Below are 21,153 nucleotides of genomic sequence, written 5' to 3'. Positions count from 1 at the left end.
CGGCAGCCGCCTCTGCTACGGCCGCTTCACCTGAGAGCGCTCTCGGGTCTACTGTCCAGAACGCTGCGGCGACTCGAAAGCGCTGTGATGGAGAGTGCAGGCCCCGATGAGACTCAAGCCTACGATCGAGGATGTCGCGCGCGTGGCCGGCGTGTCCCGCGCGACCGCCTCCCGCGTGATCAACAACGCGCCCGGCGCGTCCGAACCGCTGCGCGCGCGGGTCCACGCGGCCGTGGCCGAGCTGGGCTACCAGCCCAACGAGACTGCCAGAGCACTGGTCTCCGGCCGCCAACGCGCCGTCGACGTCATCGCGGTGACCTATGGCTCCGGCATCGGCTGGCTCGGGACGCATCCGTACTTCAGCCGCGCCCTGGCAGGCATGATGCCCGTCCTCGAAGGCGTCAACGCGCAACTGCGATTGCACGCCGTGGCCCAGGAGACAGCCGCCGAAGCGATCGACGAGATCGCCGCGAATGCCACCCTCGGTGCCGTTCTCGCCGACATCACTCCGGTATTGGCGGCCCGGTTTTACCGTCGGTGCCGCCGTACCGTCTCGATGGTGCCCACCGCCTCATCCGTTCCCCGCATGGAAGCCGACAACATCGGCGGTGCGTACACCGCGGTCAAGCAACTCCACGAGCGGGGCCGCCGCCGGATCGCCGCCATTCACGGACCCGCCCTCAATCCCTGCGCCATCGACCGGCGTACCGGATACCGGCGAGCGGTGCGAAGCCTTGGCCTGACCGACGTGAGCGCCGACGGCGACTTCCACCGGGATGGCGGTTACCGCGCCGCGCGACAGCTGCTCGAACAACACCCGGACATCGACGCGATGTTCATAGCCTGCGACCTGATGGCCGCCGGAGCCGTCCAGGCCATCACCGCCGGCGGCAGACGCGTGCCCGACGACGTGAGCATCATCGGCTTCGACGACAGCATCGCCGCCGTATGCACCAACCCGCCGCTGACCACGATGCGCCTGCCCGTCGAGGAAATGGCCGCAGCCGCTGCCCGCCTGCTCCTGGAGGGTGATCCGGAACCTGGCCACCGACAGCGGTTCCCGGTCGACCTCGTCATCCGCGACAGCACCCGAAACTAGAGGCAGCAGGGATGGCACTACACGAGCAGGTCGACGAACCTGTGATGCGCACGTCGGCGCTCCGGTTGACGCTCGCCTCGCCGCTCTACCGAGGCGCGACCATCGCTTTGTTCCTGTCCGGTCTCGGGTTCTCGGCAGCCGCACCCCAGATCGCATCGTTCCTGGTCAATGACCTCGGTGCCACACTCACCGCGGCAGGCCTGTTCTATCTGACGAGCCTGACCGCGCCAGTGGCCGGTTATCTGGTCGGTGCGCGATCGGACCGCACCGGCGCACGCCTGGGCCTGTTCCGCGCCTGCACCGTCGCGGGGTTCGTGGGCTGGGTGGGCATCGCCTTTTCGACACAGCTGTGGATGCCCTACCTCATCAGCGCAGTCGTGCTCGGCTTCGCCGGCGCCGCTACGTCGCAGCTCTTCGCCGCCATCCACGATGAGCTGAAGGCGCACCCGAACCCGAGCAACGACGGCGTGGTCGCCGTCGTGCGGATGGCCCTCACCGGCGGCTGGGTGGTCGGTCCGGTCGCCGGGGCTTTTCTGGCCGCCCACACCTCGCTGCGTACCATGCTTCTCGCGACTGCGATCTGCACCCTTGCCCAAGTCGTCCCGCTCGGGGCGCTCAGGACACCGCCCGCCGCAGCCTCGACGGGGCAGACTTCGGGATCCGGCACACGCGGTCCCGGCGTGCGGGCGATGCTGCCGTTGCTCGCGTTCACGACGCTCTACGTGCTCGTCTACGCCGGGGAGCCGATCAAGTACGCGTATCTGCCGATCTACATGAACGGGCAACTCGATTTCCCCGCCGGGCTCAGTGGCGCGATCATTGGAATTCAGCCGCTGGTCGAGATCGTTCTGATGCCCCTGGCTGTGCTCGTGGCACGCAGGGTCGGGATGATGCGGCTGATGGTGGTCGGCGCGGCTTTCGGGGTCGCCGCCAACATCTGCTTCGCCACGACGGGCACGGCCGCCGGGCTGTTCGCCGGACAGATCCTCATGGGCGGCGTGTGGGGAGTCTTCGCCGCACTCGGGATCATCGTCGCTCAGCGCCTTCTCCCGACGGCTGTCGCCACCGCCTCCGCCATCTTCCTGAGCTCCACCTCTCTGGCGTCCGCCCTGGGCGGAGCCGCCGGAGGCGTCGGAGCCGCCGTCATCGGACTACCCATGGTGTTCCTCATCCCAGCGGCGCTCGGGCTCCTCGCGGTCATCGGCCTAGCCATGATGACCGCCGATCCGGAGGATCGGCCATAAACACAGTCGGGGCCGGACAGTCCCCCAACTGTCCGGCCCCGACTTTCACTAAGCGGTACCGCCGAGGCGCCCTCCCCCAAAGGCGCTCTGGGCGGGTTCCCCCGCTTGGGATACGGTTCCCCTCCCGCATCCTTGTGACATATAGCCTGTGTGGTGGCTTTCCAGCCCCCTTGACCTGCTTCCACGCTACAGAACCGACTTTATGGAAGTCGTCATGAACGGGTGGATAGTTGGTCTGGATCTCAGGCCTGAGGCAGGTTGAGCTTGACCTCTGTTCCACGCTCCAAGGATCTGCTGACCGTGCAATGCCGCTGGTGCACGCGTTCCGCGATCTCGGCGAACTTCTCCGGCGTGAGGCTTTCGGGAAGCTCGACCTCGTACGTGACCGTCACCGTGTCCAGCAGCGTCGGCTCGGCTTTGGTGGCGGTGATGGACACGGCCAGCCGGGGGAGGCGGTGGCCGCGTTGGGCGGTGAGGGGTTCGACGGTGACGATGTTGCAGGCTCCGACGGCGATGAGCAGGAGTTCGACGGGGCTGAAGACGCCCTCGTCGGTGACGCTGCCGATCTTGAGTTGCGCGCCTCGTTCGTTGCTGGCGACGAAGCCGTCGGGAGTGCGTTCCACGTGTACTGGCGCCATACGCAGCACACTACTCCGAGATCATTCTGAGATCTTTCCCGGAAGTTGTGAACAGGATCGGGAGCTCCCGCGTACCTCAGGGTGCAGAGCGAAGGAGACCGATGAACATCAACGAAGACCAGGCCCACCGCAGTGCCCGCTTCCCCGGGGCACATCGTGTCGAGATGGTGATGGGCACCCCGGTCGGCATAGATATCCGGACGGCGCTGCCCCAGCGGGAGCTGCGGCCGCTGCTGGATGACGCGTTCACCTGGCTGCGCTGGGTGGATGAGACCTTCGACGGGAGCGACGCGGGCAGCCAGGTGAGCCGGTTCGCGCGGGACGAGCTCTCGCTGGCGGAGTGCGCGCCGGAGCTGGCCGAGGTGCTGAAGCGCCGCGGCGAGTTGCGCGCCTCCATCGGCAAGGAGCCGGCGCCGGCCGGATACGTGAAGGGATGGGCGGTGGAGCGGGTCTCGCGGGCGCTGGCGGCGGCGGGCGCGGTCGATCACTGCGTGAGCGCGGGCGGGAACGTGCGGGTGCGCGGGTCGGCGCGGCCGGGCGTGCCGTGGCGGATCGGGGTGCGCGATCCGGTCCGAAGCGCGCGGGAGCGGCTGCGCGGCCTGCGCGACCAGGGCAGCCACGCGATGCGTACCGTCCTGTTCGCCCACGATCTGGCCGTCGCCACGCACGACGGCCGCCCGCGCGCGAGCGGGATCGCCGGGGTGACCGTGGTCGGGCCGGATCTGGCTGACGCGGGCGCGTACGCCGCCGCCCTGTACGGCATGGGCCTGGCCCGCGCCAAACACGTCGCCCGCCTGCTGGCCCTCCCCAAGGACACCCAGGCCACCCCGTACGACGTGCTGATCATCACCTCCGACGGCCAGGGCATAACCACGCCGGGCTTCCTCGCGTATGCCCCCGAGAGCATGGCGGGGTGAGTTACGCGTCCTCGGTGAAGTTCCTGAGCGCGTCCGGATGCCGCGCCAGGTAGTCGATGTAGATCGGGCGGAGGGCGTCGCCGAGTTCGCCCTCCCCGGATCCGAGCGCGTCGCTGAGCAGCGCGGACACCCGGCTGAGATCGTTCGCGGTCTCGTCGGAGTGTCCGCTCGCGGCTTCGGCGGCAGGGATCACCTTCAGCAGCTCCCACAGGAATCCGAAGTCGCCGTGCCGGACCGCGTAGCGTACGGCGCGGTCGTGCAATTCTTTGGCGGACAGCTGCGCCAACTGGTCGACGTCCATCTCTCACCCACCCCCAATTGGACATTTCCCCCAGGATCACCACTTATGCAAACATAGTGTGACGATGTGTTCGCGCTATGACGCATCCACATTCGCACTGCGCAAACGGGGTGCGGGCGTGGAAGGATCACAGCTGTGATTAAGGTCATCCTCAAGATCTTGGTAGTCGCCGCCTCCCTCTGGGTCGCCACCCAGGTGGTGGACGGCATCACCGTCGCCAGCGGCGACACCACCAAGCAGATCGGCACGCTCCTCGCGGTCGCGCTGATCTTCGGAATCATCAACACGCTCCTGAAGCCGATCATCAAGGTCGTCGGCTGCGCGTTCTACGTGCTCACGCTCGGCCTGTTCGCGCTGGTCGTCAACGCCGGCCTGCTCTACCTGACGAGCTGGATCGCCGGGAAGATCGACCTGCCGTTCCACGTGGACGGCTTCTGGGCGGCGTTCTGGGGCGCGATCATCATCGGCATCGTGTCCTGGCTGCTCGATCTGATCCTCGGTGTCAACGACTGACCGCGTCGTCCCCCTAAAGGTCCCTCTCGACGGAACCTCGCTGACCTGCGCGCAGGTCAGCGCGATCGGCTCCGGCCGCGCCACGGTCACGCTCGGCTCGACCGCCGCCGCCGACCGTTCCCGGCGCGCCGCCACGGCCCTGGCCGGACCGGTGTACGGCCGGACCACCGGCGTGGGCGCGAACAAGGACGTGCCCGGACAACAGGGGCTGGACCTGCTGCGCAGTCACGCGGCCGGGGCCGGGCCGCTGATCGGTCCCGAGCGGGCCACGGCGATGCTGGCGGTCCGCCTCAACCAGCTGCTCCGCGGCGGCTCCGGCCTCGACCCGGCCCTGCTCCCGGTCCTCGCGGACGCGATCAATTCTCGCGCGATCCCGCCGATCCGCGAATACGGCGCGATCGGCACCGGCGACCTGACCGCCCTGTCGACCACCGCCCTCTGCCTCGTGGGCGAAATTCCGTGGAACGGCCCGACATTTCCCCTAGAACCCACCGATGCCCTCCCGTTCATCAGCTCCAGCGCCCTCACCCTGGCCGACGCCGCCCTCGCCCTCCACGACCTGCGCGAACTCCTGGAAGCGTCGATAAGAGTCACCGCACGCACCTGGCAGGCGGTCCAGGCGTCGATGCAGCCTCTCGCCGACTCCGTCCAGCGCACCGACGTCGCCACCGCGCTCCGCGCTCTCCTCCCCGCCACGAACCCCACCAGAATCCAGGACCCGTACGGCTACCGCGCCTTCCCCCAAGTCCACCAAGCCGCCTTCACCGCCCTGCAAAACGCCGAAATTTCGGTCACCACCGCGATCAACTCCGCCCTGGAAAATCCCCTCATCACCACCGAAGCCCTTCACAACGGCAACTTCCACACCGGCCCGATCGCCCTCACCCTCGACACCCTGCGCGCCGCCCTCACCCAGACCGCGTCCCTGTCCACCGCCCGCCTCGCCACCTTGATGGAACCCGCCTACACCGGCAGGCTCCCGTTCCTGGCGGCCACCGAGGGCGCCTCCGGACTGCTCATCCTGGAGTACGTCGCTCAGGACGCCCTGGCCACCCTCCGCCAGCTCGCGACCCCCGTCACGACGGGCGGCGCCGTCATATCCCGAGGTGTCGAGGATCACGCCGGTTTCGCCACTCAGGCGGCGCGGGCTTGTCTGGCCACGCGTGAGCCGTACGAGATCGTCCTGGCCTGCGAGCTGATCGCGGCCGACCGCGCCCTGAACGGCCCGGAACCCGACCGGCCGATCGACATCGAGGCAGCCAGGAGACGGCTAAACAGCCCCGACTGAGGTGCGATCCCGCAGAAACGGCTCCTGCGTGATCCGCCGCCTCCGGATCGTCCCGTCCGCGGCACCGAGCACCAGCCGTACGGCGGCCTGCACGATCCCGTCCAGGTTCCAGTTGACGCTGGTCAGCCCCAGAAGCTCCGACATCGGATGATCGTCGTATCCCATCACCGACACCTCCCCGGGCACCTTCAGGCCCAGCGAGTTGGCGGCCATCAGCACGCCGTACGCGATGGAGTCGGAGAAGCAGAAGACGGCGCTCGGCCGGGCGGCGGCCGACAGCAGGGAGCGGGCCACCTCGGTGGCCGGGGCCAGGCCCTGCGGGCAGGTGAGCACCTCGATGTTGAGGCCGAGCCGCTGCGCCTCGTCGTTGACGAGCCGGTCGGCCGGCCGGTCGGGCGTGCTGGCCTGGGTGGGGGTGAGCACGGCGACGCGGTGGTGCCCCATGGCGCGCAGGTACTCCAGTGCCATGGTCACCCCGCTGTGGTTGTCGAAGACGACCTCGGCGGCGGTGCGCGCGTCCTTGAGCGCGTCGCCGATCACCACGACGGGCAGGGATTCGGCCAGGGCGGGCCAGAAGGCCGCGGCCGGGTCCACCGGCTGGACGATCAGGCCGTCCACGCCGCGCAGCTGGCGGGCGAGCGTGCTCTCCCGGTCGGGGTCGCCCGCCGCGTCCAGGATCAGCGCGTAGTGATCCTTCTCCCGCAATGTGCGCCCGATGCCGACGGCCAGCGACTGCTGCCACAGATCTTCGAGCGAGGAGCAGAGCACGCCGATCATGCCGGTCCTGCCGCTGGCCAGAGCCCGCGCGATCGGGTCGGCCTCATAGCCGAGCTCGGCCGCCGCCCGGCGCACCCGCCGCTGGGTCTCCTCCGAGACCTGCATGCCCCGCAGGGCGTAACTGACCGCCGCAGGTGACAGGCCGGTCGCCTTGGCCACCTCGCGAATCGTCGCCCTCTTGCGCTGAGGCATCGAATCAGCCTACGCCCGCTCCTTGACACAAATGGGGTGAAACGCTTCACTGAAGCGTATCAGTGAACCGTTTCACCTCACGAGTGTTCCGTTGCGGTACGAATACCCTGTAATATCAGTCGGGAATAGGGGTTATCGAGGAGGGGCCATGGGCGTGGACGTGCACCAGCACATCTGGCCGTCCTCTTTCGTCGCCGCGCTGCGCGCCCGCACCGCGCCCCCCTACCTGGACGGCTGGACCCTCATCCTCGACGGCGAGCCCCCCTACCAGGTCAATCCCGACGACCACGACGTCGACCTGCGGGTGAAACGCAACGCCGGGCTGGACCTCGCGCTCGTCTCCCTGTCCAGCCCGCTTGGCATCGAACACCTCCCGCCCGCCGAGGCCTGGCCACTCATCGACGCCTTCCACACCGGCGCCTCCGCTCTCCCCGCGCCGTTCCAGGCCTGGGCGTCGGCTCCGGTAACCGATATCGATTCGGTACGGCTCGCGCACGCCCTCGACGCGGGCTTCGCCGGGCTCCAACTCCCGGCGACGGCGATCTCCGACCAGGCGGGACTCGCGAACGTGGCACCCCTGCTGGACGAGCTGGTCGCCCGCGGCCTCCCCCTGTTCGTGCACCCCGGCCCGGCGACGAGCTGTGTCCATGGCACGGCGGGTCTCGCCGCTCCAGAGCGGCCAGACCCCGCCTGGTGGCCCGCCGTGGTCCCGTATGTCCAGCAAATGCACGCGTCCTGGTACGCGTTCCAAGCTTTCGGGCGGCCCCGCCACCCGGACCTCAAAGTCTGCTTCTCGCTGCTGGCCGGGCTCGCCCCGCTGCACTCTGAGCGGCAGATCAATCGCGGCGGCACCAGTCGCGGCCAGGTGGACTCCGGCCTCTACGTCGAGACGTCCTCCTACGGCCCGCGCGCCATCGACGCCGTCATCCGTGAGCTCGGCATCGACGTGGTCGTGAACGGATCCGACCAGCCCTATGCCGAATCGGCGTCGCTGGACTTCGGCGACGCCGCCCGCAACGCCATCCAGGTGGCCAATCCGGCCCGACTGCTGTCCCGAAAGGAGTCGCCCTCATGAGCACGCCCACTATCCCGGTTCGTCAGACATGTACGACTCCCCTGGACGAGCTGCCCGCGCGAGCGCTGGATCGGCGCGAACTCTCCGCGCTCGTCAACGAGCTGGCCGCCCAGCCCGAGCTGTGGCAGGAACACCTCGGCTTCGACGGCGCGGAGGACGGGGGGCGGCATTACGCCTCCCTCTACCGGGACGCGTACGTGGATGTCTGGCTGCTCTGCTGGCGGCCCGAGGACGACACCGGCTGGCACGACCACGACATCTCCTCGGGCGCGGTCCGGGTGGTCAACGGCGCGCTGACCGAGTGCAACCCGCGGATCGGCGGCGAGCACCTGGAGACCATGGTCAGCGCGGGCGAGTCGTTCACCTTCGGCCCCGACCACATTCACCGGCTAACCGGCGCGGAGCACGGCAGCGTGTCGATTCACGCGTACTCGCCGCCGTTATGGCGTCTGGGGCAGTACTCGATCCGGGACGACGGCATGATGCGCCGCCAGTCGGTCAGCTACGCCGACGAGCTGCGCCCGCTCTGAATGCAGCAGGTCGAGCAGGCTTCCTCGTCGGGGAGGGTGACCCACAGGCAGCAGGTCCGCCGCCGGTAGCCGTCCTCATGTGGTTCGATCAGGCCGTCCACCGGGCGGCCGATCGCCCGCAGTAGCTTTTCGGCCCGCTGGTAGGGGCCGGTTTCCAGGAGCGGGCCCGCGAAGGCCTCGGCGGTCGACCCCCACAGGTTGCGCCGCCCTAGCCGGGTCAGCTTGGAGATCGCCTCGATCAGCGGCTGCTGCCCGTCGAGTAACGCCTCCCTGATGGTCGCGCCGAGGTCGTCGCTCACCACCGTGCCCGGGGTTCCCGCGACGGGATCCCCGGGTTCGACGGCGACCGTGATCTCGGTGGCCGCGATGGTCACTCCCGCGTCGGACGGGCGCACCATCGTGTGCTCCAGCCGCATCAACGGGACACGCCGGTTGATCGCCCACCCGAGCGCGATCGGAAAGGTGTGCCAATACGTGTAGGTCTTCCAGAACACGGCCGCCGCCACGTGCCGCGGCGCGTTCCACTGCTCGGCCGTGTCATCCACGAACCCGGCCAGCGCCTGGTACGGCTCCCGCACCAGCTCCCGGGCCGGAATCCAGCCGTCACCCGCCGGTGATTCCGCCACCAGGCCCGGCAGCACACCGAGGATGCCGTCCCGCTCGGCCGCGGCTTTCTCCAGGGTCGCGTTGAGCTCGGCCAGCACGGGACGCTCCTTTAGGTTAGCCTTACCTAATCGTAGCCTCTTCCTTGGTGATCACGACAGGGCGGGCGGCGACCAGGCCGAAGACCAGCTGGATCACGCAGACGGCCAGCCCGGCCACCAGGGGCCAGGTCCAGCCGCCGGTGAGCTGGTTGAGCAGGCCGATCACGAACGGACCGAGGGCGGCCAGGAGGTAGCCGAAGGACTGGGCGATCGCCGAGAGGGCGGTCACCGAGGTGGGGTCGGGGGCGCGCAGCGTGATGATCAGGAGGGCGAGCGCGATCGAGGCACCCTGGCCGACACCGAGGATGATCATCCAGAGCCAGGGCAGCGTGGCCGGGGCGAGCAATACGGCGAGATATCCAGCGAAGGTGAGGACGGCCGCGCCGGTCACGTGCGGGACCTGGGAGCGGGCTCGCCCCGCGATGATCGGCACCGACAGGGTGACGGCGATCTGGATGAGGTTGGTCAGGCTGAGCAGGTATCCGGCCTGGTCGGCGGGGAGACCGGCGTCCTGGAAGATGGTCGGCAGCCAGGCGAGCATGATGTAGAACGACATGGACTGCAGGCCCATGAACGCGGTCACGAACCAGGTCACCCGGCTGCGCAGCAACCGCCGGAACGGCCGCGGACCGGTCTTCGCCACCGGAACCGGCCGCCACGCCTGCGGAATCCAGACCACCGCTGCGACTACGGCCAGCAGCGCGGCCGACCCCGCTGCCACCCGCCACCCATAGGCGTCAGCCAGCGGAACCGCCAACGCCGAGGCCCCCGCCGCACCGGCGACCAGACACGAAACGTAGACCCCGGTGAACAGCCCGATCTTCTCGGGAAAGTGCTGCTTGACCAGCCCCGGCATCACCACATTCATGATCGCGATAGCCGTCCCGACCAGCACGGCCCCGCCGTAAAGCCCGAACAACCCATCCGAACTACGCACCACCGCACCCACGGCGAGCACCAGCAACCCCACCAGGAGCGCCCGATCAAGCCCGAACCGCGTAGAAATAAGCGGCGCCGCCGGCCCAAGCAACCCCAGACAGACCACCATCACCGTGGTGATCGCCCCACCCGCCGCCGGCCCAAGCGCGAGATCGTCCATGATCGCCCCAAGCACCGGCGACAACCCCGCCAACGCCGGCCGCAAATTCAACGCAGCCAACGCAAACCCGGCAATCAGCAGCAACCAGCCGGGACGTCTCATAGGCACCAAACCTTACTGCCCCTATTTCATGAACCCTTGGTCAAGGCATGGTTTGCGCCAGAGGACGGCTACTTGATGCGCTGGAGGACGGCCCAGGCGATGAAGACGATGGAAACCAGGCGCATGGGGCGGCTCGTGGCCTGCGGCGAGGTCATGGCGTCCTTCGCGTAGATGCGCGGAACTGCGTAGACGAGCCTGATGAGTGTCGGCGCGGGGGCCAGCGTCACGATGACGGTGACCGTGATGGCCAGCCATACCGGCGTGAGACCCCAGTACGTGTCGGCGTACGAGAGGAGTAGTCCTAGGGCCACGGCCACCACGAGCGTGTAGCGGACGGTGCCGAACGTTCCCTTGGAAAGCTGGCGGGCAAGGCTTGCCGCCCCATCGAGCCGTGCGACTTAAGTCGACGGCGTATTCGTCAGGTGCCTCATCGCCGCCAGGGTCTGGTTGATGGTGGCCGGGAGGTCGGGGTCGCCGTGCTGGTTGAGCCAGCGGGTCGCCGCTATCCGGAACGTGGTCACGGCGATCTCGGCCGCCAGTTGGGCGGTCAGGTTGTCGACGCCGCGGTCGCGGAAGCCCCGCTCCAGGGCCTCCGACATCAGCGAGAACTTGCGCAGCTCGCGCTCATGCAGGGCGGGTTCTGCGTCGATCGCGGCCCGTCGGCGTAGCAGGTAGTCGAGGCTGCGGCCCTCGAAGATCTTGGCCGCGGTGGGGGCCAGGCACTCGGTGATCAGTTCCATCGGGCCGAGCGACGGCGGGGCCTCGGCCATGAGGCGGGCCACCTGCTCGGGCACCAGCTCCTCGCCGGCGAACAGCACCTCACGCTTGTCGGCGAAGTGCCGGAAGAACGTGCGGGTCGTGAGCCCGGCTCGCGCCGTGATCTGCGGCACGGTGGTCTCGGTGAAGCCCTGCTCGAGGAAGAGATCGAGCGCGGCCTGCTCAAGCCGTTCTCGCGCACCCGGCTGCCATCGACCCATGTGGCGAATTCTACTGATGACACGTCGTGTCGTGCCATGCGATAGTGATGACACGACGTGCCATGACTATTGGAGGCAAACATGACGGGTGAGATCTGGGTGCTCGGCGCGACCGGACGGGTCGGCCGGGAGGCGGTGGAGCGTCTGCGGCAGGCGGGCGCCGAGGTGGTGGTGGCCGGCCGCGATCGGGAGCGGCTGGCCCAGGTGAGTCCGGACGCCCGGGCGGTGACCGGCTCGCTCGACGAGGTCTGCGCGCGGCTGGCCACCGAGGCTCCGACCGTCGTGATCAACACGGTGGGCCCGTTCGCGGTCACGGCGCCGCAGGTCGCGCGGGCCTGCCCGCCAGGCACCCACTACGTCGATGTCGCCAACGAACTGAGCGCGTTCGAGCTGCTCCACGGCATGGACCGGGAGGCGGTGGAGACCGGTCGCACGCTGGTCTCCGGGGCGGGCTTCGGCGTGCTCGCGACCGAGAGCATCCTGCTGCATCTGCTGGCGGCCGAGGAAAAGCCTTCGCGAGTACGCGTCGACGCCGTCGCGTCAGTCGCGATCGAACCCGGCGCCCTCGGCGAAGCCCTGGCCGCCACCATCGTGCACGCGTTGCTCGACGGCGGCCGCGAGGTGCGGCAGGGCCGGATGGTACGAGCCAGGGCCGGCGGTGCCGCCGAGCGATTGACCACCCCCGACGGCGACGTGGTCACCACCGCTTCCCTGGGCAGCGGCGAACTCTTCGCGGCCTGGCAGGCCAGCGGCGCCCCGTCGGTGATCGGTGCCTCGGCTCTCGCCCCGGCCAACCCGGCCGTCCGAGCGGCTCTGTCGGCGATCGGTGGCGTGCTGCGTTTGCCCGGCCTGGCCGGCTTCGCCACTCGGCGGCTCGCCCGCATCACGACGACCACGGCCAAGGAGCGCCCGCGCCGATCGTCCTGGGGCCGCGCCCGAGTCGAATGGCCGTCCGGTCGCGTGCGTGAGGGCTGGCTGCGCACCGGCGAGGGCATGACGTTCACGGTCGGCGCCGTCACCGAGGTGGCCCAGCGCCTGGCCAAGGGCGAGGGCCGCCCCGGCGCGTTCACCCCGGCCAGGCTCTTCGGCCCCGAGGTGGCGCTGGCCGCCGACGCCGAGTTCGTGATCACGGACTAAGGGCTTTATGGGCCTTAGCGGGACATGATGGCGATGCCGAGGCACATTTCGTCGCTGGTGCCTTCGCCCCAGACGACGTAGCGCGGGGGTTGGTTCTGGAGTTGGGGGAGCTGGGCGCGGAGGGAGGCGTCGTGGGTGCAGGTGACGCGGATGGTGTCGCCGGGTTTGACTTCGACGGGGGATTTCAGGGGGCGGAGGGCCTGGTCGTCGAAGTCGTAGTTGGGGACGTCCAGGAGGGTTTGGGCGGTTGGGGTGCCGGGGTTGAGTTCGACTTTGATGGAGCGGCCCAGGAGGTGCATGTGGCCGGCCAGGGCGTGCAGGTGGCCGGGTTGTTCGACGGGGATGTCGCAGTGCTGGGTGGGGCCGGGGGCGGGTGCGCCGCACCTTTGGCTCAGCTGGTCGGGGGTGGCCATGGAGTCTTGGCCGAAGCGGCGGCCGATGTCGGTGACGGCTGCCGCGCGGTCGCAGAGTGGGCCTGATTCCTTGGCCGTACAGGGAAGTTCGACCTGGGCGGGGAACAGCTCGGTGCCGAGCGGTTCGAGGGCCTTGTCGCTGACCCGCAATCGGATTCCGGACTGGTCGGAGCCGGTCCCGCCGAGGGTGTTGTAGTGCACCTGCATGACCAGTTGGCTTCCGCCGGGAATCGGATGCCCGTACTTGGGATCGAGCAGGGTCTCGTTGGTCCCGGGCGCCCAGTGTGAAACCCATCCGGCTTCCCGTACGCCCGCGTCCGCGAAACACGTCCAGCCCTGACCGGGAGTGCTCGCATCCAACGCCTTGGCCTCCGCCGCCTGTTCAGGACTCAGCCTGAAGAAGATCGCATGATGCACGATCGCCAAATTCTCCGGCATGAACTGCGCCCCCGTAAGGAACCGCGAACCCTCCCCGAGCGCCGGATCGATCAGAAAGCACCGATAATCATCGGTCCCCCCATTGGGCCCCTTCGGGGTATACGCCTCCGCCATCTTCAGCGTGACGAACCTCTCCCCGTCCCGCAACGGCTGCTGCACCACCGACGTCCCCGCATGCCCCCCATGCCCGGAAACGACCGCAGCCTGCCCCCCGCATGCCACAACCACCATGGCAACCACAACCAGAACCAGAATTCCCCGAATTCGACCCATGCTCTCCACACTCGCCGAACTTCTCGCCCTCGCCATCCTCCCAGGGGAGGTTTCTTCCTCCTCCGCCAGCAGGGGGCACCGACCACCGGGACAACCTGAAGTGCGCGATTCTCTCCGAACTCTTTCCGTCAGAGATCAGTAAAGATAACCTCGATCTAGGCCGTAAGGGAGTGCGGAGGGTTTATGGGCGAGCAGTCTTCCTTGTTTGGACCTGATCTTGGAACGATCCAGACCAAGCCGCCCGGGAACCAAAGTCGGCGTATGCGTGTTCTGATCACTGCGAAGGCGGCTCCGAACCCATCCGAGACTTACGGCGAAACGGTATGTGTTGCCGGCCTACGTCTCGATCTCGACTACCCCGGATGGGTACGTCTCTATCCGATCAATTTTCGCGAGCTTGACAGTCCCAATCGGTTTCGTAAGTACGACGTCGTCACTCTCGAAGCTCGGCCCAACCCCAACGACCCGCGGGCCGAAAGCTGGCGGCCTCGAATCGATAGTGTTGTGGTCGAGACGCATCTCAATGGCTGGCCAAAGCGGATGGCGTACCTTGATGACTACATCGAGGGCTCAATGTGCGACCTGGTTGCGGCCGTGCGTGGGGGGTCGTCTACCCCGAACGCGTCAAGCCGACATGGCGAAACTGAGCCGGCCGCGCACGGCGTTCAGCACGACGTCGCGGTGGCATCGCTGTTCGTCGGCTTCGAAGCACATCAATGCGACACTGCGCAGCTGTGCGGCCGCAGCGATCCGGTCGAGGCATTCGCTGGCTGAAGGGCTCCGGAGTCCTTCAGCGTACGTCTCCCGGGCATTGGCCAGTTCACCTGCGCTGCCGCCGAACCCTGCTCGGTTCCATTTGGGGTTGCCGAGTTCGCGCAGGTGTTCATAGGCGATCCCGGCGTCTCCCAGCGCGCCGGCCAGGGCCGTCTTGCTGAATCCACGCTTGCGGGAGATCGGATTGAGCCGGACGTCCACCAGCAAAGTCACGCCAGCGAGCTGAAGGTGCCGGATGAACTCGTCGAGTGCGAGGCCTTCGTATCCGACCCCGGCCAACCGGATGTCCCGCTCGATCGTCAGCATGATCTACACCCTCTCACGCCTGGTCGCAGGTGTCTTCGACATGCCCTCTTCCCCACAACCAGGGTGGCGACTCATCCGGTCTTGACGGGTGGGCAGTGATTGCAACATCCTGTCGCGTATAGGTAAGGCTTACCTAATTGGCCTAATCCAATTGAGGAGGGTGTATGCCTACGGTGCCGGCGTTGATTGCTGAGCCGATGACGCGGTGGATGGGGCGGCGGGCTGCGGTGGTGGGGGTGGAGGTGCTGTCCGCGGGGTTGGTGCGGGTTCGGTTCGCTGGGGAGGCGTTGCGGGGGAGGGGGTGGCAGCCGGGGTGTGAGATCGAGTTCCGGGTGGGGGAGCGGGAGTTGCGGCACTACACGCCGGCCGCGTTCGACGGGGTGGCCGGGTGGATCGACGTGGTCTTCCAGCTGTACGGCGCGGGCCCGGGAAGCCACTGGGCGCGCGGCCTCACGGTGGGGGACGAGACGCTGGTGCTGGGGCCGGGGGGCAAGTCGTGGGTGCGGGATGGGGCGACGCACTTCATGGCGGGGGACGCCAGCACGCTGGGGTTGTTCGAGGCGCTGATCGCCGGGCTGGGGGCGGAAGCGAAGGTTTCGGGCGTGGTAGAGGTGGCGCCGGAGGACGCGGAGGCGGCGGGGGCGTTGCTGCCGAGGCTGGAAGTCGTGGCCGAGGGGGAACAGCCGGGGGAGGCGATGCTGGCGCGGCTGCGGGAGATGGCGGTCGAGCGGCCTGACGCCGCCTACGTGGCGGGGCACGCGCGGAGCGTTCAGGAGGTGCGCGGGCTGCTCTGTGCGGAGCGGGTGGGCATGCGGCGGAAGGACGTCGTCACCAAGCCGTACTGGGCGACCGGGAAGAAGGGGTTGTAGTGCTGGGGCAGCTGCTCGCGCCGGTGCGGGGGCGGCTCTGGGCGGCGGCGGGGTTACAGGTCGTCGCGGCCGTGGCGGGGCTGGTGCCGTACGTGATGGTGGCGGAACTGGCTCGCGAGCTGCTGGGAGCGGGCGACGCGGGGCGGGCCTGGGCGATCGTCGGGGTGGCGGTCGTGGCGGTGGTGGTGCGGATCGTGACCATGGGGGCGGCGGTCACGGTGACGCACCTGGCCGATGCGGGGCTTCAGCTGCGGTTGCGGCGGGGGATCGTGGCGAAGCTGGGGACGGTGCCGCTGGGGTGGTTCACCGCCCGGAGTTCGGGCGCGGTGAAGACGGCGGTTCAGGATGATGTGAACAGCTTGCACCACCTGGTCGGTCACGCGGTGCTCGATCTGGTGTCGGCGGTGGTGGTCCCGGTGCTGTCGCTGGCCTATCTGCTCTGGGTGGATTGGCGGATGGCGCTGGCGACGGTGGGCACGTTGCCCATCTACCTGCTCGCGTACGCGGTGATGATGCGCGGCTACCAGGCCAAACTCGGCGAGGTCGCCGAGGCCACCGCGCGGATCAACAGCACGGCGGTGGAGTTCGTGCACGGGATCGCCGTGGTGAAGACCTTCGGCCAGGCCCGGCGGGCGTATCAGCGGTTCGCGCGGGCGGCGGATGATTTCTCGGCGCGGTTCCGGAGCTGGGTGGAGCCGATGACGAGGATCGAGGCGGCGGCGCAGGGCGCGATCATGCCGGTGACCGTGCTGCTCGTGGTCCTGGTGACGGGTACGGCGCTGGTGTCGGCGGGCTCGCTGGCCGCGGTGGACATTCTGCCGTTCGCGCTGCTGGGGCTCGGGCTGGGGCAGCCGATGGTCACGCTGGGTTTCGGGATGGGGGCCTTGCAGGAGGCGCGGGAGGCCGCCGGGCGGTTGGCGGGCGTGCTCGCCGCACCCGAACTACCCCAGTCGCAGGTCAAAGCGGTGCCGGACGGGCACCTCGTCGAGTTCGACCAGGTCGGTTTCTCCTACGACGGGGTCAACGAGGTGCTGAGCGACATCACCCTGACCTTGGCGCCGGGCACGGTGACCGCGCTGGTCGGGCATTCGGGCTCGGGGAAGTCGACGCTGGCGCGCCTGCTCGCCCGCTACTGGGATCCGACGTCCGGCGTCGTCCGCATCGGCGGCGCCGACGTTCGCGACATCCCCCCGGGCGAGCTGGTCGCGACGGTCTTCCAGGACGTCCGGCTGCTGAGGATGAGCGTCCGCGACAACATCGCCCTCGCTCGCCCCCACGCGACAGACGACGAGATCTACGCCGCCGCCAAAGCCGCCCAGATCCACGACCGCATCCTCGCCCTGCCCGGAGGCTACGACGCGGAGGCCGACCTGTCGGGCGGGGAGGCGCAGCGGGTGAGCATCGCGCGGGCGCTGCTGGCCGACACGCCCGTGCTCGTGCTGGACGAGGCCACCGCGTTCGCCGATCCGGAATCGGAGGCCGCCATCCAGGACGCGCTGTCGACCTTGGCGGCGGGCCGTACGGTCCTGGTCATCGCGCATCGCCTGCCGACGATCGTCGGCGCCGATCAGATCGTCGTGCTGGATCGGGGCCGGATCGCGCAGCGTGGCACGCATCCGCAGCTGCTCGCCGAGGACGGGATCTATCGCACGCTCTGGGAGAGGTCACGATGATCAGGCAGTTGATGATGCTGACCGGGGCCGCCCGGATTCGGGGATACCTGCTGACGCTCGGGGCTTTCGCCATCGTGCAGGGTCTGGCCTTCGTGCTGATCGTGCCGGTGCTGCGGGCCCTGTTCGCGGGTGATCCGGCGGCGGCGTGGCCGTGGCTGGGCGGGCTCGCCGTCGCGGTGCTGGGGTGCGGGATCCTGCAGTATCGGCAGGCCGTGCTGGGCTTCTCGGTCGGGCTCGACCTGTCGCGCAGCCTCTACCACCAGCTGGGCGACCACCTGTCCGCGCTGCCACTCGGCTGGTTCCAGGCCGACCGGGTGGGACGGATCGGGCGTCTGGTGGTGCAGGGCGTGCGCGCGGTGATGGGCGTGCCGGCCCATCTGCTGCAACCGGTGGTCACCGCGTACCTGACTCCGGCGACGGTGGTCGTGGCGAGCCTCTTCCTCGATTGGCGGCTGGGGCTGGCGCTCGCGGTGGGTGGCCTGGTGCTCGCCGGGACGCATCGGTACACGGCGGGCCTGATGGGGCGAATGGACCATTCTGTGGACGCGGCCAGTGCCGAGGCGGGCAGCAGGGTGGTGGAGTTCGCCCAGGCTCAGGCCGTACTGCGGGGCTTCGGCAGGACAGGTCCGGCGTACACCGAACTGGAATCTGCACTTGTCCAGCAGTATCGGGCTGGGCGGCGTTCGGTCACGAGCGCGATTCCAGGGCTGGGCCTCAACGCGCTGGCCGTGCAGGTCCTCTACACGGCGCTGATCGCGCTCGGCACCTACCTGACGCTGGGCGGGTCGCTGGATCCGGCCGGGCTGATCGTGCTGCTCGCGCTGGCCACCCGCTTCACCGAGCCGCTGCTCCTGGCCGCCGAACTGGGCGGCGCGCTCCGGATGGGCCGCAACAACCTGGCCCGCTTCGCCGAGATCCTCGCCACCCCCACCCTCCCGGAACCCGCGGAGCCGGTACGGCAGCCGCCCTCCGACGCCCCCGCCATCCAGCTGGACCACGTCGATTTCGGCTACGACGACACCCTCGTCCTGCACGACGTCTCGCTGACCGTCCCGCCGCGCACGATGACCGCGCTGGTCGGGCCGTCCGGTTCGGGCAAGACCACCGTCACCCGGCTGATCGCCCGCTTCTTCGACGTCCAGTCGGGCGCCGTCCGGGTGGACGGACACGACGTGCGCGAGCTCGGCACCGAGGACCTGATGTCGCGGCTGTCGCTGGTCTTCCAGGACGTCTACCTCTTCGACGACACGATCGAGGAGAACATCAGGCTCGGCCGTCCCGGCGCCACCGACGAGGAGGTCAGGCGGGCCGCCACGCTGGCCAGGGTGGACACGATCGTGGACCGGCTGCCCGACGGCTGGGCGACCAGGGTCGGCGAGAGCGGCGCCGCGCTGTCCGGCGGCGAGCGGCAGCGGGTCTCCATCGCGCGGGCGATCCTCAAGGACGCGCCCATCGTGCTGCTCGACGAGGCCACGGCCGCGCTCGACTCCGACAACGAGGCCGCCGTCATCGAGGCGCTGCACGCGCTGACCGAGGACAGGACGCTGCTGGTGATCGCGCATCGGCTCGCCACGGTCCGGGCCGCCGACCAGATCGTCGTTCTGGACGGCGGCCGGGTGGCCGAAACAGGCGATCATGATCGGTTGCTGGCGGCGGGCGGCCGATATGCCGCGTTCTGGCGGGAGCGCACCCGCGCGGCCGGATGGCGGCTGATCTCGCGCGAAGATGGGCGGCATGACCACGCCGCGTCCGAGCCCTCGTCCGGGACGACGTCCCAGCTTCAGCCTTGACGACATCTCCGAGGCCGCGCTGGCGGTGGGGTTCCGCGACCTGACCATGACGTCGGTGGCCGACCGGCTGGGGGTCCGGCACTCCTCGCTCTACCGCCGGGTGCCCAGCCGGGACGACCTGGTGATCGCGGCGATGGATCTGGCCGTCCAGCGGGCGGACTGGCCGGGGCCGGGGACGGATTGGCGGGCCTACCTGGAGGAAACGGCCGATGTCGTCTGGGGCGTGTTCGCCGCGTATCCGGGAATGGCGGAGCTGATCCGGGACCTGCCCCGGACCCCGCCGAGCGTCACCCGGGTCTTCTACCGCACCGCGCGGGCGCTCACGGAGTTCGGGTTCGGGGACGACGACGCGGTGCTCATCGTCGACACGCTCACCGACCTGGCCGCCGATGTGTACGCCGGGTGGGAGCGCCTCGTCCGCGTACGCGACGGGGATCCGCTGACCGCGCGGGACCGGCTCCGCGCGTCCTGGGCCGCCGAGCAGGCCGATCCGGGCGCCGCCGCCTTCGCCGCCGTGGTGCGGCAGGTCATCGACGGCGACCCGCACGTGTGGTTCCGGCGCAAGCTGGCCCTCGTGCTCGACGGCGCCGCCGCACGCTTCTAAGACAGCACATTTCGGGATGTACGCCCTCTGACGCCCTTCGCACAATAACACTGTCATGTTATTTGTCCGGAGGAGGTGCACCATGGGGCGTGGTCACGCCGTCGTCCTCGGCGCGAGCATGGGCGGCCTGCTCGCCGCGCGAGCGCTCAGCGAGACGTTCGATCGGGTGACGCTGCTCGAACGCGACGAGCTCCCCGCGGAACCCCGCGATCGTCGCGGCGTGCCGCAGGGGCGGCACGTGCACGTCCTGCTCCCGCGCGGCTCCCAGATCCTCGGCTCGTTCTTCCCCGGCCTCGCCGACGAGCTGGGCGCGCTCGGCGTCCCGCGCACCCAGTTGGCGCGGCAGATCCGTTTCGTCGTCTCCGGCCACCGCCTCGCCCGTGGCCATCCCGGGCCCGTGATGCTCCAGCCGACCCGGCCTACCCTCGAGCATGTCGTACGCCGTCGGGTCGCCGCCCTGCCGGGCGTGGAGTTCGTCCAGGGATGTGATGTCACCGGCTTGACTGCCACGGCGGGCCGGATCACCGGAGCGCGCTTCGCCCGCCGCGCCGACGGCGGCCCCGAGGAGACCGTCGGAGCCGACCTGGTCATCGACGCGCTGGGCCGATCCGGCCGCTCCCTCGACTGGCTCTCCCAACTCGGCTACGCCCGTCCCCCCGAGGAGCGCATCCAGGTCGGCATCCGTTATGTCAGTTGTTTCATGCGCACTCCGCCCGACGCGCTCGCTCCCGAACAGGGCATTCTCGTCGGTCCCGTCCCCGGACGTCCCAGCGGGATGGCGTTCATGGCCTGCGAGGGCGACCGCTGGCTGCTCACCGTCGCGGGGATGGCGGGCACCCAGCCGCCCACCGATGTGGACGCCCTCATCGCCTTCATCCAGAAGATGACCCCGCCGGACTTCCACGAGGTCATCGCCAAGTCCGAACGCCTCTCTGACCCGGTCGTTCACACCTTCCCGGCGAGCCTGCGCCGCCGCTACGAGAAGCTTCGCGCGTACCCGGAAGGCCTGCTCGTCTTCGCGGACGGTCTGTGTAGCTTCAATCCGATCTACGGCCAGGGGATGACGGTCGCCTCCCTGCAAGCGGAAGCCCTCCGTACCTGCCTGGAAGCCGGAGAGCACAACCTCGCCCGCCGCTTCTACAAGGCCGCCGCCAAAGCCATCGACCCCGCCTGGCAACTCTCCGCCGCCGGCGACCTCGCACTCCCGGAGATCAAAGGCCCCCGCCCGCTCGCCACCCGGCTGATCAACCGCTACGTGGCCAGACTGCACCGCGTCGGCGCCACCGACATCGCGGTGGCCGACGCCTTCTGGCGCGTGACCGGCTATCTCGACCCGACCCCGGCGCTACTGCGTCCACGTGTGGCCCTCCGGGTCTTCAGGAACAGCAAGGTCACCTGAGAGGAACAGGGCCGGCACCAC

General features: G+C 69.2%; 22 protein-coding genes and 2 pseudogenes. 15 read left to right on the top strand and 9 right to left on the bottom strand.

Annotated features, from left to right (window positions below):
• Positions 1–106: 106 nt before the first annotated feature.
• Together Aple_RS20145 and Aple_RS20140 are read left to right on the top strand one after the other, a co-directional pair.
• Positions 107–1,099, top strand: a complete 993-nt coding sequence (locus Aple_RS20145) for a LacI family DNA-binding transcriptional regulator (protein ID WP_155346181.1) — start codon at positions 107–109, stop codon at positions 1,097–1,099.
• A gap of 11 nt (positions 1,100–1,110) precedes the next feature.
• Positions 1,111–2,343 carry an MFS transporter gene (locus Aple_RS20140; protein WP_155346180.1) on the top strand — a complete coding sequence of 411 codons (1,233 nt, stop codon included), beginning with the start codon at positions 1,111–1,113 and terminating at the stop codon, positions 2,341–2,343.
• A gap of 242 nt (positions 2,344–2,585) precedes the next feature.
• On the opposite strand, the gene Aple_RS20135 is transcribed toward Aple_RS20140, so the two are convergent.
• Positions 2,586–2,981 (bottom strand): OsmC family protein, encoded by a 396-nt coding sequence (locus Aple_RS20135; RefSeq protein ID WP_155346179.1) that lies wholly within the window; start codon positions 2,979–2,981, stop codon positions 2,586–2,588.
• A 101-nt stretch (positions 2,982–3,082) separates the two neighbouring features.
• On the opposite strand from Aple_RS20135, the gene Aple_RS20130 reads away from it, so the two are divergent.
• Positions 3,083–3,898 carry an FAD:protein FMN transferase gene (locus Aple_RS20130; RefSeq protein ID WP_155346178.1) on the top strand — a complete coding sequence of 272 codons (816 nt, stop codon included), beginning with the start codon at positions 3,083–3,085 and terminating at the stop codon, positions 3,896–3,898.
• A 1-nt stretch (position 3,899) separates the two neighbouring features.
• On the opposite strand, the gene Aple_RS20125 is transcribed toward Aple_RS20130, so the two are convergent.
• The gene (locus Aple_RS20125) at positions 3,900–4,199 is read right to left on the bottom strand and encodes a hypothetical protein (protein WP_155346177.1); all 300 of its coding nucleotides are present in this window, start codon (positions 4,197–4,199) and stop codon (positions 3,900–3,902) included.
• A gap of 138 nt (positions 4,200–4,337) precedes the next feature.
• Here Aple_RS20125 and Aple_RS20120 point away from each other — a divergent pair, with 138 nt between their 5' ends.
• Complete coding sequence (locus Aple_RS20120) at positions 4,338–4,712, top strand: phage holin family protein (RefSeq protein ID WP_155346229.1); 375 nt, start codon at positions 4,338–4,340, stop codon at positions 4,710–4,712.
• On the top strand, positions 4,699–6,000 hold the full coding sequence (locus Aple_RS20115) for an aromatic amino acid lyase (protein ID WP_155346176.1): 1,302 nt from the start codon (positions 4,699–4,701) through the stop codon (positions 5,998–6,000). Before Aple_RS20120 ends, Aple_RS20115 begins: the two co-directional genes overlap by 14 nt.
• Here the strand turns inward: Aple_RS20115 and Aple_RS20110 are convergent.
• Positions 5,983–6,969: a LacI family DNA-binding transcriptional regulator gene (locus Aple_RS20110; RefSeq protein WP_155346175.1), complete on the bottom strand. Its 987-nt coding sequence runs from the start codon at positions 6,967–6,969 to the stop codon at positions 5,983–5,985. The genes Aple_RS20115 and Aple_RS20110 overlap by 18 nt on opposite strands.
• 148 nt (positions 6,970–7,117) lie before the next feature.
• Here Aple_RS20110 and Aple_RS20105 point away from each other — a divergent pair, with 148 nt between their 5' ends.
• Both Aple_RS20105 and Aple_RS20100 read left to right on the top strand, forming a co-directional pair.
• Positions 7,118–8,044: an amidohydrolase family protein gene (locus Aple_RS20105; RefSeq protein WP_155346174.1), complete on the top strand. Its 927-nt coding sequence runs from the start codon at positions 7,118–7,120 to the stop codon at positions 8,042–8,044.
• On the top strand, positions 8,041–8,574 hold the full coding sequence (locus tag Aple_RS20100) for a cysteine dioxygenase (RefSeq protein WP_155346173.1): 534 nt from the start codon (positions 8,041–8,043) through the stop codon (positions 8,572–8,574). The genes Aple_RS20105 and Aple_RS20100 overlap by 4 nt, the downstream gene beginning before the upstream one ends.
• On the opposite strand, the gene Aple_RS20095 is transcribed toward Aple_RS20100, so the two are convergent.
• From Aple_RS20095 to Aple_RS20080, 4 genes are all read right to left on the bottom strand, one after another.
• Positions 8,547–9,278: a (2Fe-2S)-binding protein gene (locus Aple_RS20095; RefSeq protein WP_155346172.1), complete on the bottom strand. Its 732-nt coding sequence runs from the start codon at positions 9,276–9,278 to the stop codon at positions 8,547–8,549. The genes Aple_RS20100 and Aple_RS20095 overlap by 28 nt on opposite strands.
• Before the next feature lie 22 nt (positions 9,279–9,300).
• A complete protein-coding gene (locus tag Aple_RS20090; protein WP_155346171.1) occupies positions 9,301–10,479 on the bottom strand; it encodes a CynX/NimT family MFS transporter in 1,179 nt (392 codons plus the stop codon).
• 68 nt (positions 10,480–10,547) lie between these two features.
• Positions 10,548–10,796: a hypothetical protein gene (locus tag Aple_RS20085; RefSeq protein ID WP_155346170.1), complete on the bottom strand. Its 249-nt coding sequence runs from the start codon at positions 10,794–10,796 to the stop codon at positions 10,548–10,550.
• Positions 10,797–10,877: 81 nt separating this feature from the next.
• Positions 10,878–11,456 (bottom strand): TetR/AcrR family transcriptional regulator, encoded by a 579-nt coding sequence (locus tag Aple_RS20080; protein ID WP_155346169.1) that lies wholly within the window; start codon positions 11,454–11,456, stop codon positions 10,878–10,880.
• Between the two features lie 81 nt (positions 11,457–11,537).
• On the opposite strand from Aple_RS20080, the gene Aple_RS20075 reads away from it, so the two are divergent.
• Positions 11,538–12,593 carry a saccharopine dehydrogenase NADP-binding domain-containing protein gene (locus Aple_RS20075; RefSeq protein WP_155346168.1) on the top strand — a complete coding sequence of 352 codons (1,056 nt, stop codon included), beginning with the start codon at positions 11,538–11,540 and terminating at the stop codon, positions 12,591–12,593.
• Positions 12,594–12,607: 14 nt separating this feature from the next.
• Here Aple_RS20075 and Aple_RS20070 read toward each other — a convergent pair whose 3' ends face one another.
• A complete protein-coding gene (locus Aple_RS20070) occupies positions 12,608–13,675 on the bottom strand; it encodes a monooxygenase (protein ID WP_246264650.1) in 1,068 nt (355 codons plus the stop codon).
• Positions 13,676–13,900: 225 nt separating this feature from the next.
• Here Aple_RS20070 and Aple_RS56725 point away from each other — a divergent pair.
• Positions 13,901–14,260: pseudogene (locus Aple_RS56725) on the top strand (DUF8758 domain-containing protein); the annotation flags it as partial.
• Positions 14,261–14,341: 81 nt separating this feature from the next.
• Here Aple_RS56725 and Aple_RS20065 read toward each other — a convergent pair.
• The gene (locus tag Aple_RS20065; protein ID WP_155346166.1) at positions 14,342–14,797 is read right to left on the bottom strand and encodes a DUF488 domain-containing protein; all 456 of its coding nucleotides are present in this window, start codon (positions 14,795–14,797) and stop codon (positions 14,342–14,344) included.
• Between the two features lie 164 nt (positions 14,798–14,961).
• Between Aple_RS20065 and Aple_RS20060 the strand changes: the two genes are divergently transcribed.
• The 6 genes and pseudogenes from Aple_RS20060 (at position 14,962) to Aple_RS20040 (ending at position 21,132) form a co-directional block, all read left to right on the top strand.
• Positions 14,962–15,666 carry a siderophore-interacting protein gene (locus Aple_RS20060; RefSeq protein ID WP_155346165.1) on the top strand — a complete coding sequence of 235 codons (705 nt, stop codon included), beginning with the start codon at positions 14,962–14,964 and terminating at the stop codon, positions 15,664–15,666.
• A complete protein-coding gene (locus Aple_RS20055; protein WP_246264648.1) occupies positions 15,666–17,339 on the top strand; it encodes an ABC transporter ATP-binding protein in 1,674 nt (557 codons plus the stop codon). Before Aple_RS20060 ends, Aple_RS20055 begins: the two co-directional genes overlap by 1 nt.
• A 53-nt stretch (positions 17,340–17,392) precedes the next feature.
• A pseudogene (locus Aple_RS56335) lies at positions 17,393–18,172 on the top strand (ABC transporter transmembrane domain-containing protein); the annotation flags it as partial.
• Positions 18,173–18,220: 48 nt separating this feature from the next.
• Complete coding sequence (locus tag Aple_RS56330; protein ID WP_373869604.1) at positions 18,221–19,129, top strand: ABC transporter ATP-binding protein; 909 nt, start codon at positions 18,221–18,223, stop codon at positions 19,127–19,129.
• Positions 19,074–19,733 carry a TetR/AcrR family transcriptional regulator gene (locus Aple_RS20045; RefSeq protein ID WP_170321578.1) on the top strand — a complete coding sequence of 220 codons (660 nt, stop codon included), beginning with the start codon at positions 19,074–19,076 and terminating at the stop codon, positions 19,731–19,733. The genes Aple_RS56330 and Aple_RS20045 overlap by 56 nt, the downstream gene beginning before the upstream one ends.
• 82 nt (positions 19,734–19,815) lie before the next feature.
• Positions 19,816–21,132 carry an FAD-dependent oxidoreductase gene (locus tag Aple_RS20040; protein ID WP_155346162.1) on the top strand — a complete coding sequence of 439 codons (1,317 nt, stop codon included), beginning with the start codon at positions 19,816–19,818 and terminating at the stop codon, positions 21,130–21,132.
• The last annotated feature ends 21 nt before the right edge of the window (positions 21,133–21,153 follow it).

It is taken from the genome of Acrocarpospora pleiomorpha, from assembly GCF_009687885.1.
GTDB classification, from domain to species: Bacteria; Actinomycetota; Actinomycetes; order Streptosporangiales; family Streptosporangiaceae; genus Acrocarpospora; species Acrocarpospora pleiomorpha.
This window is presented reverse-complemented; position numbering and strand designations above follow the sequence as displayed.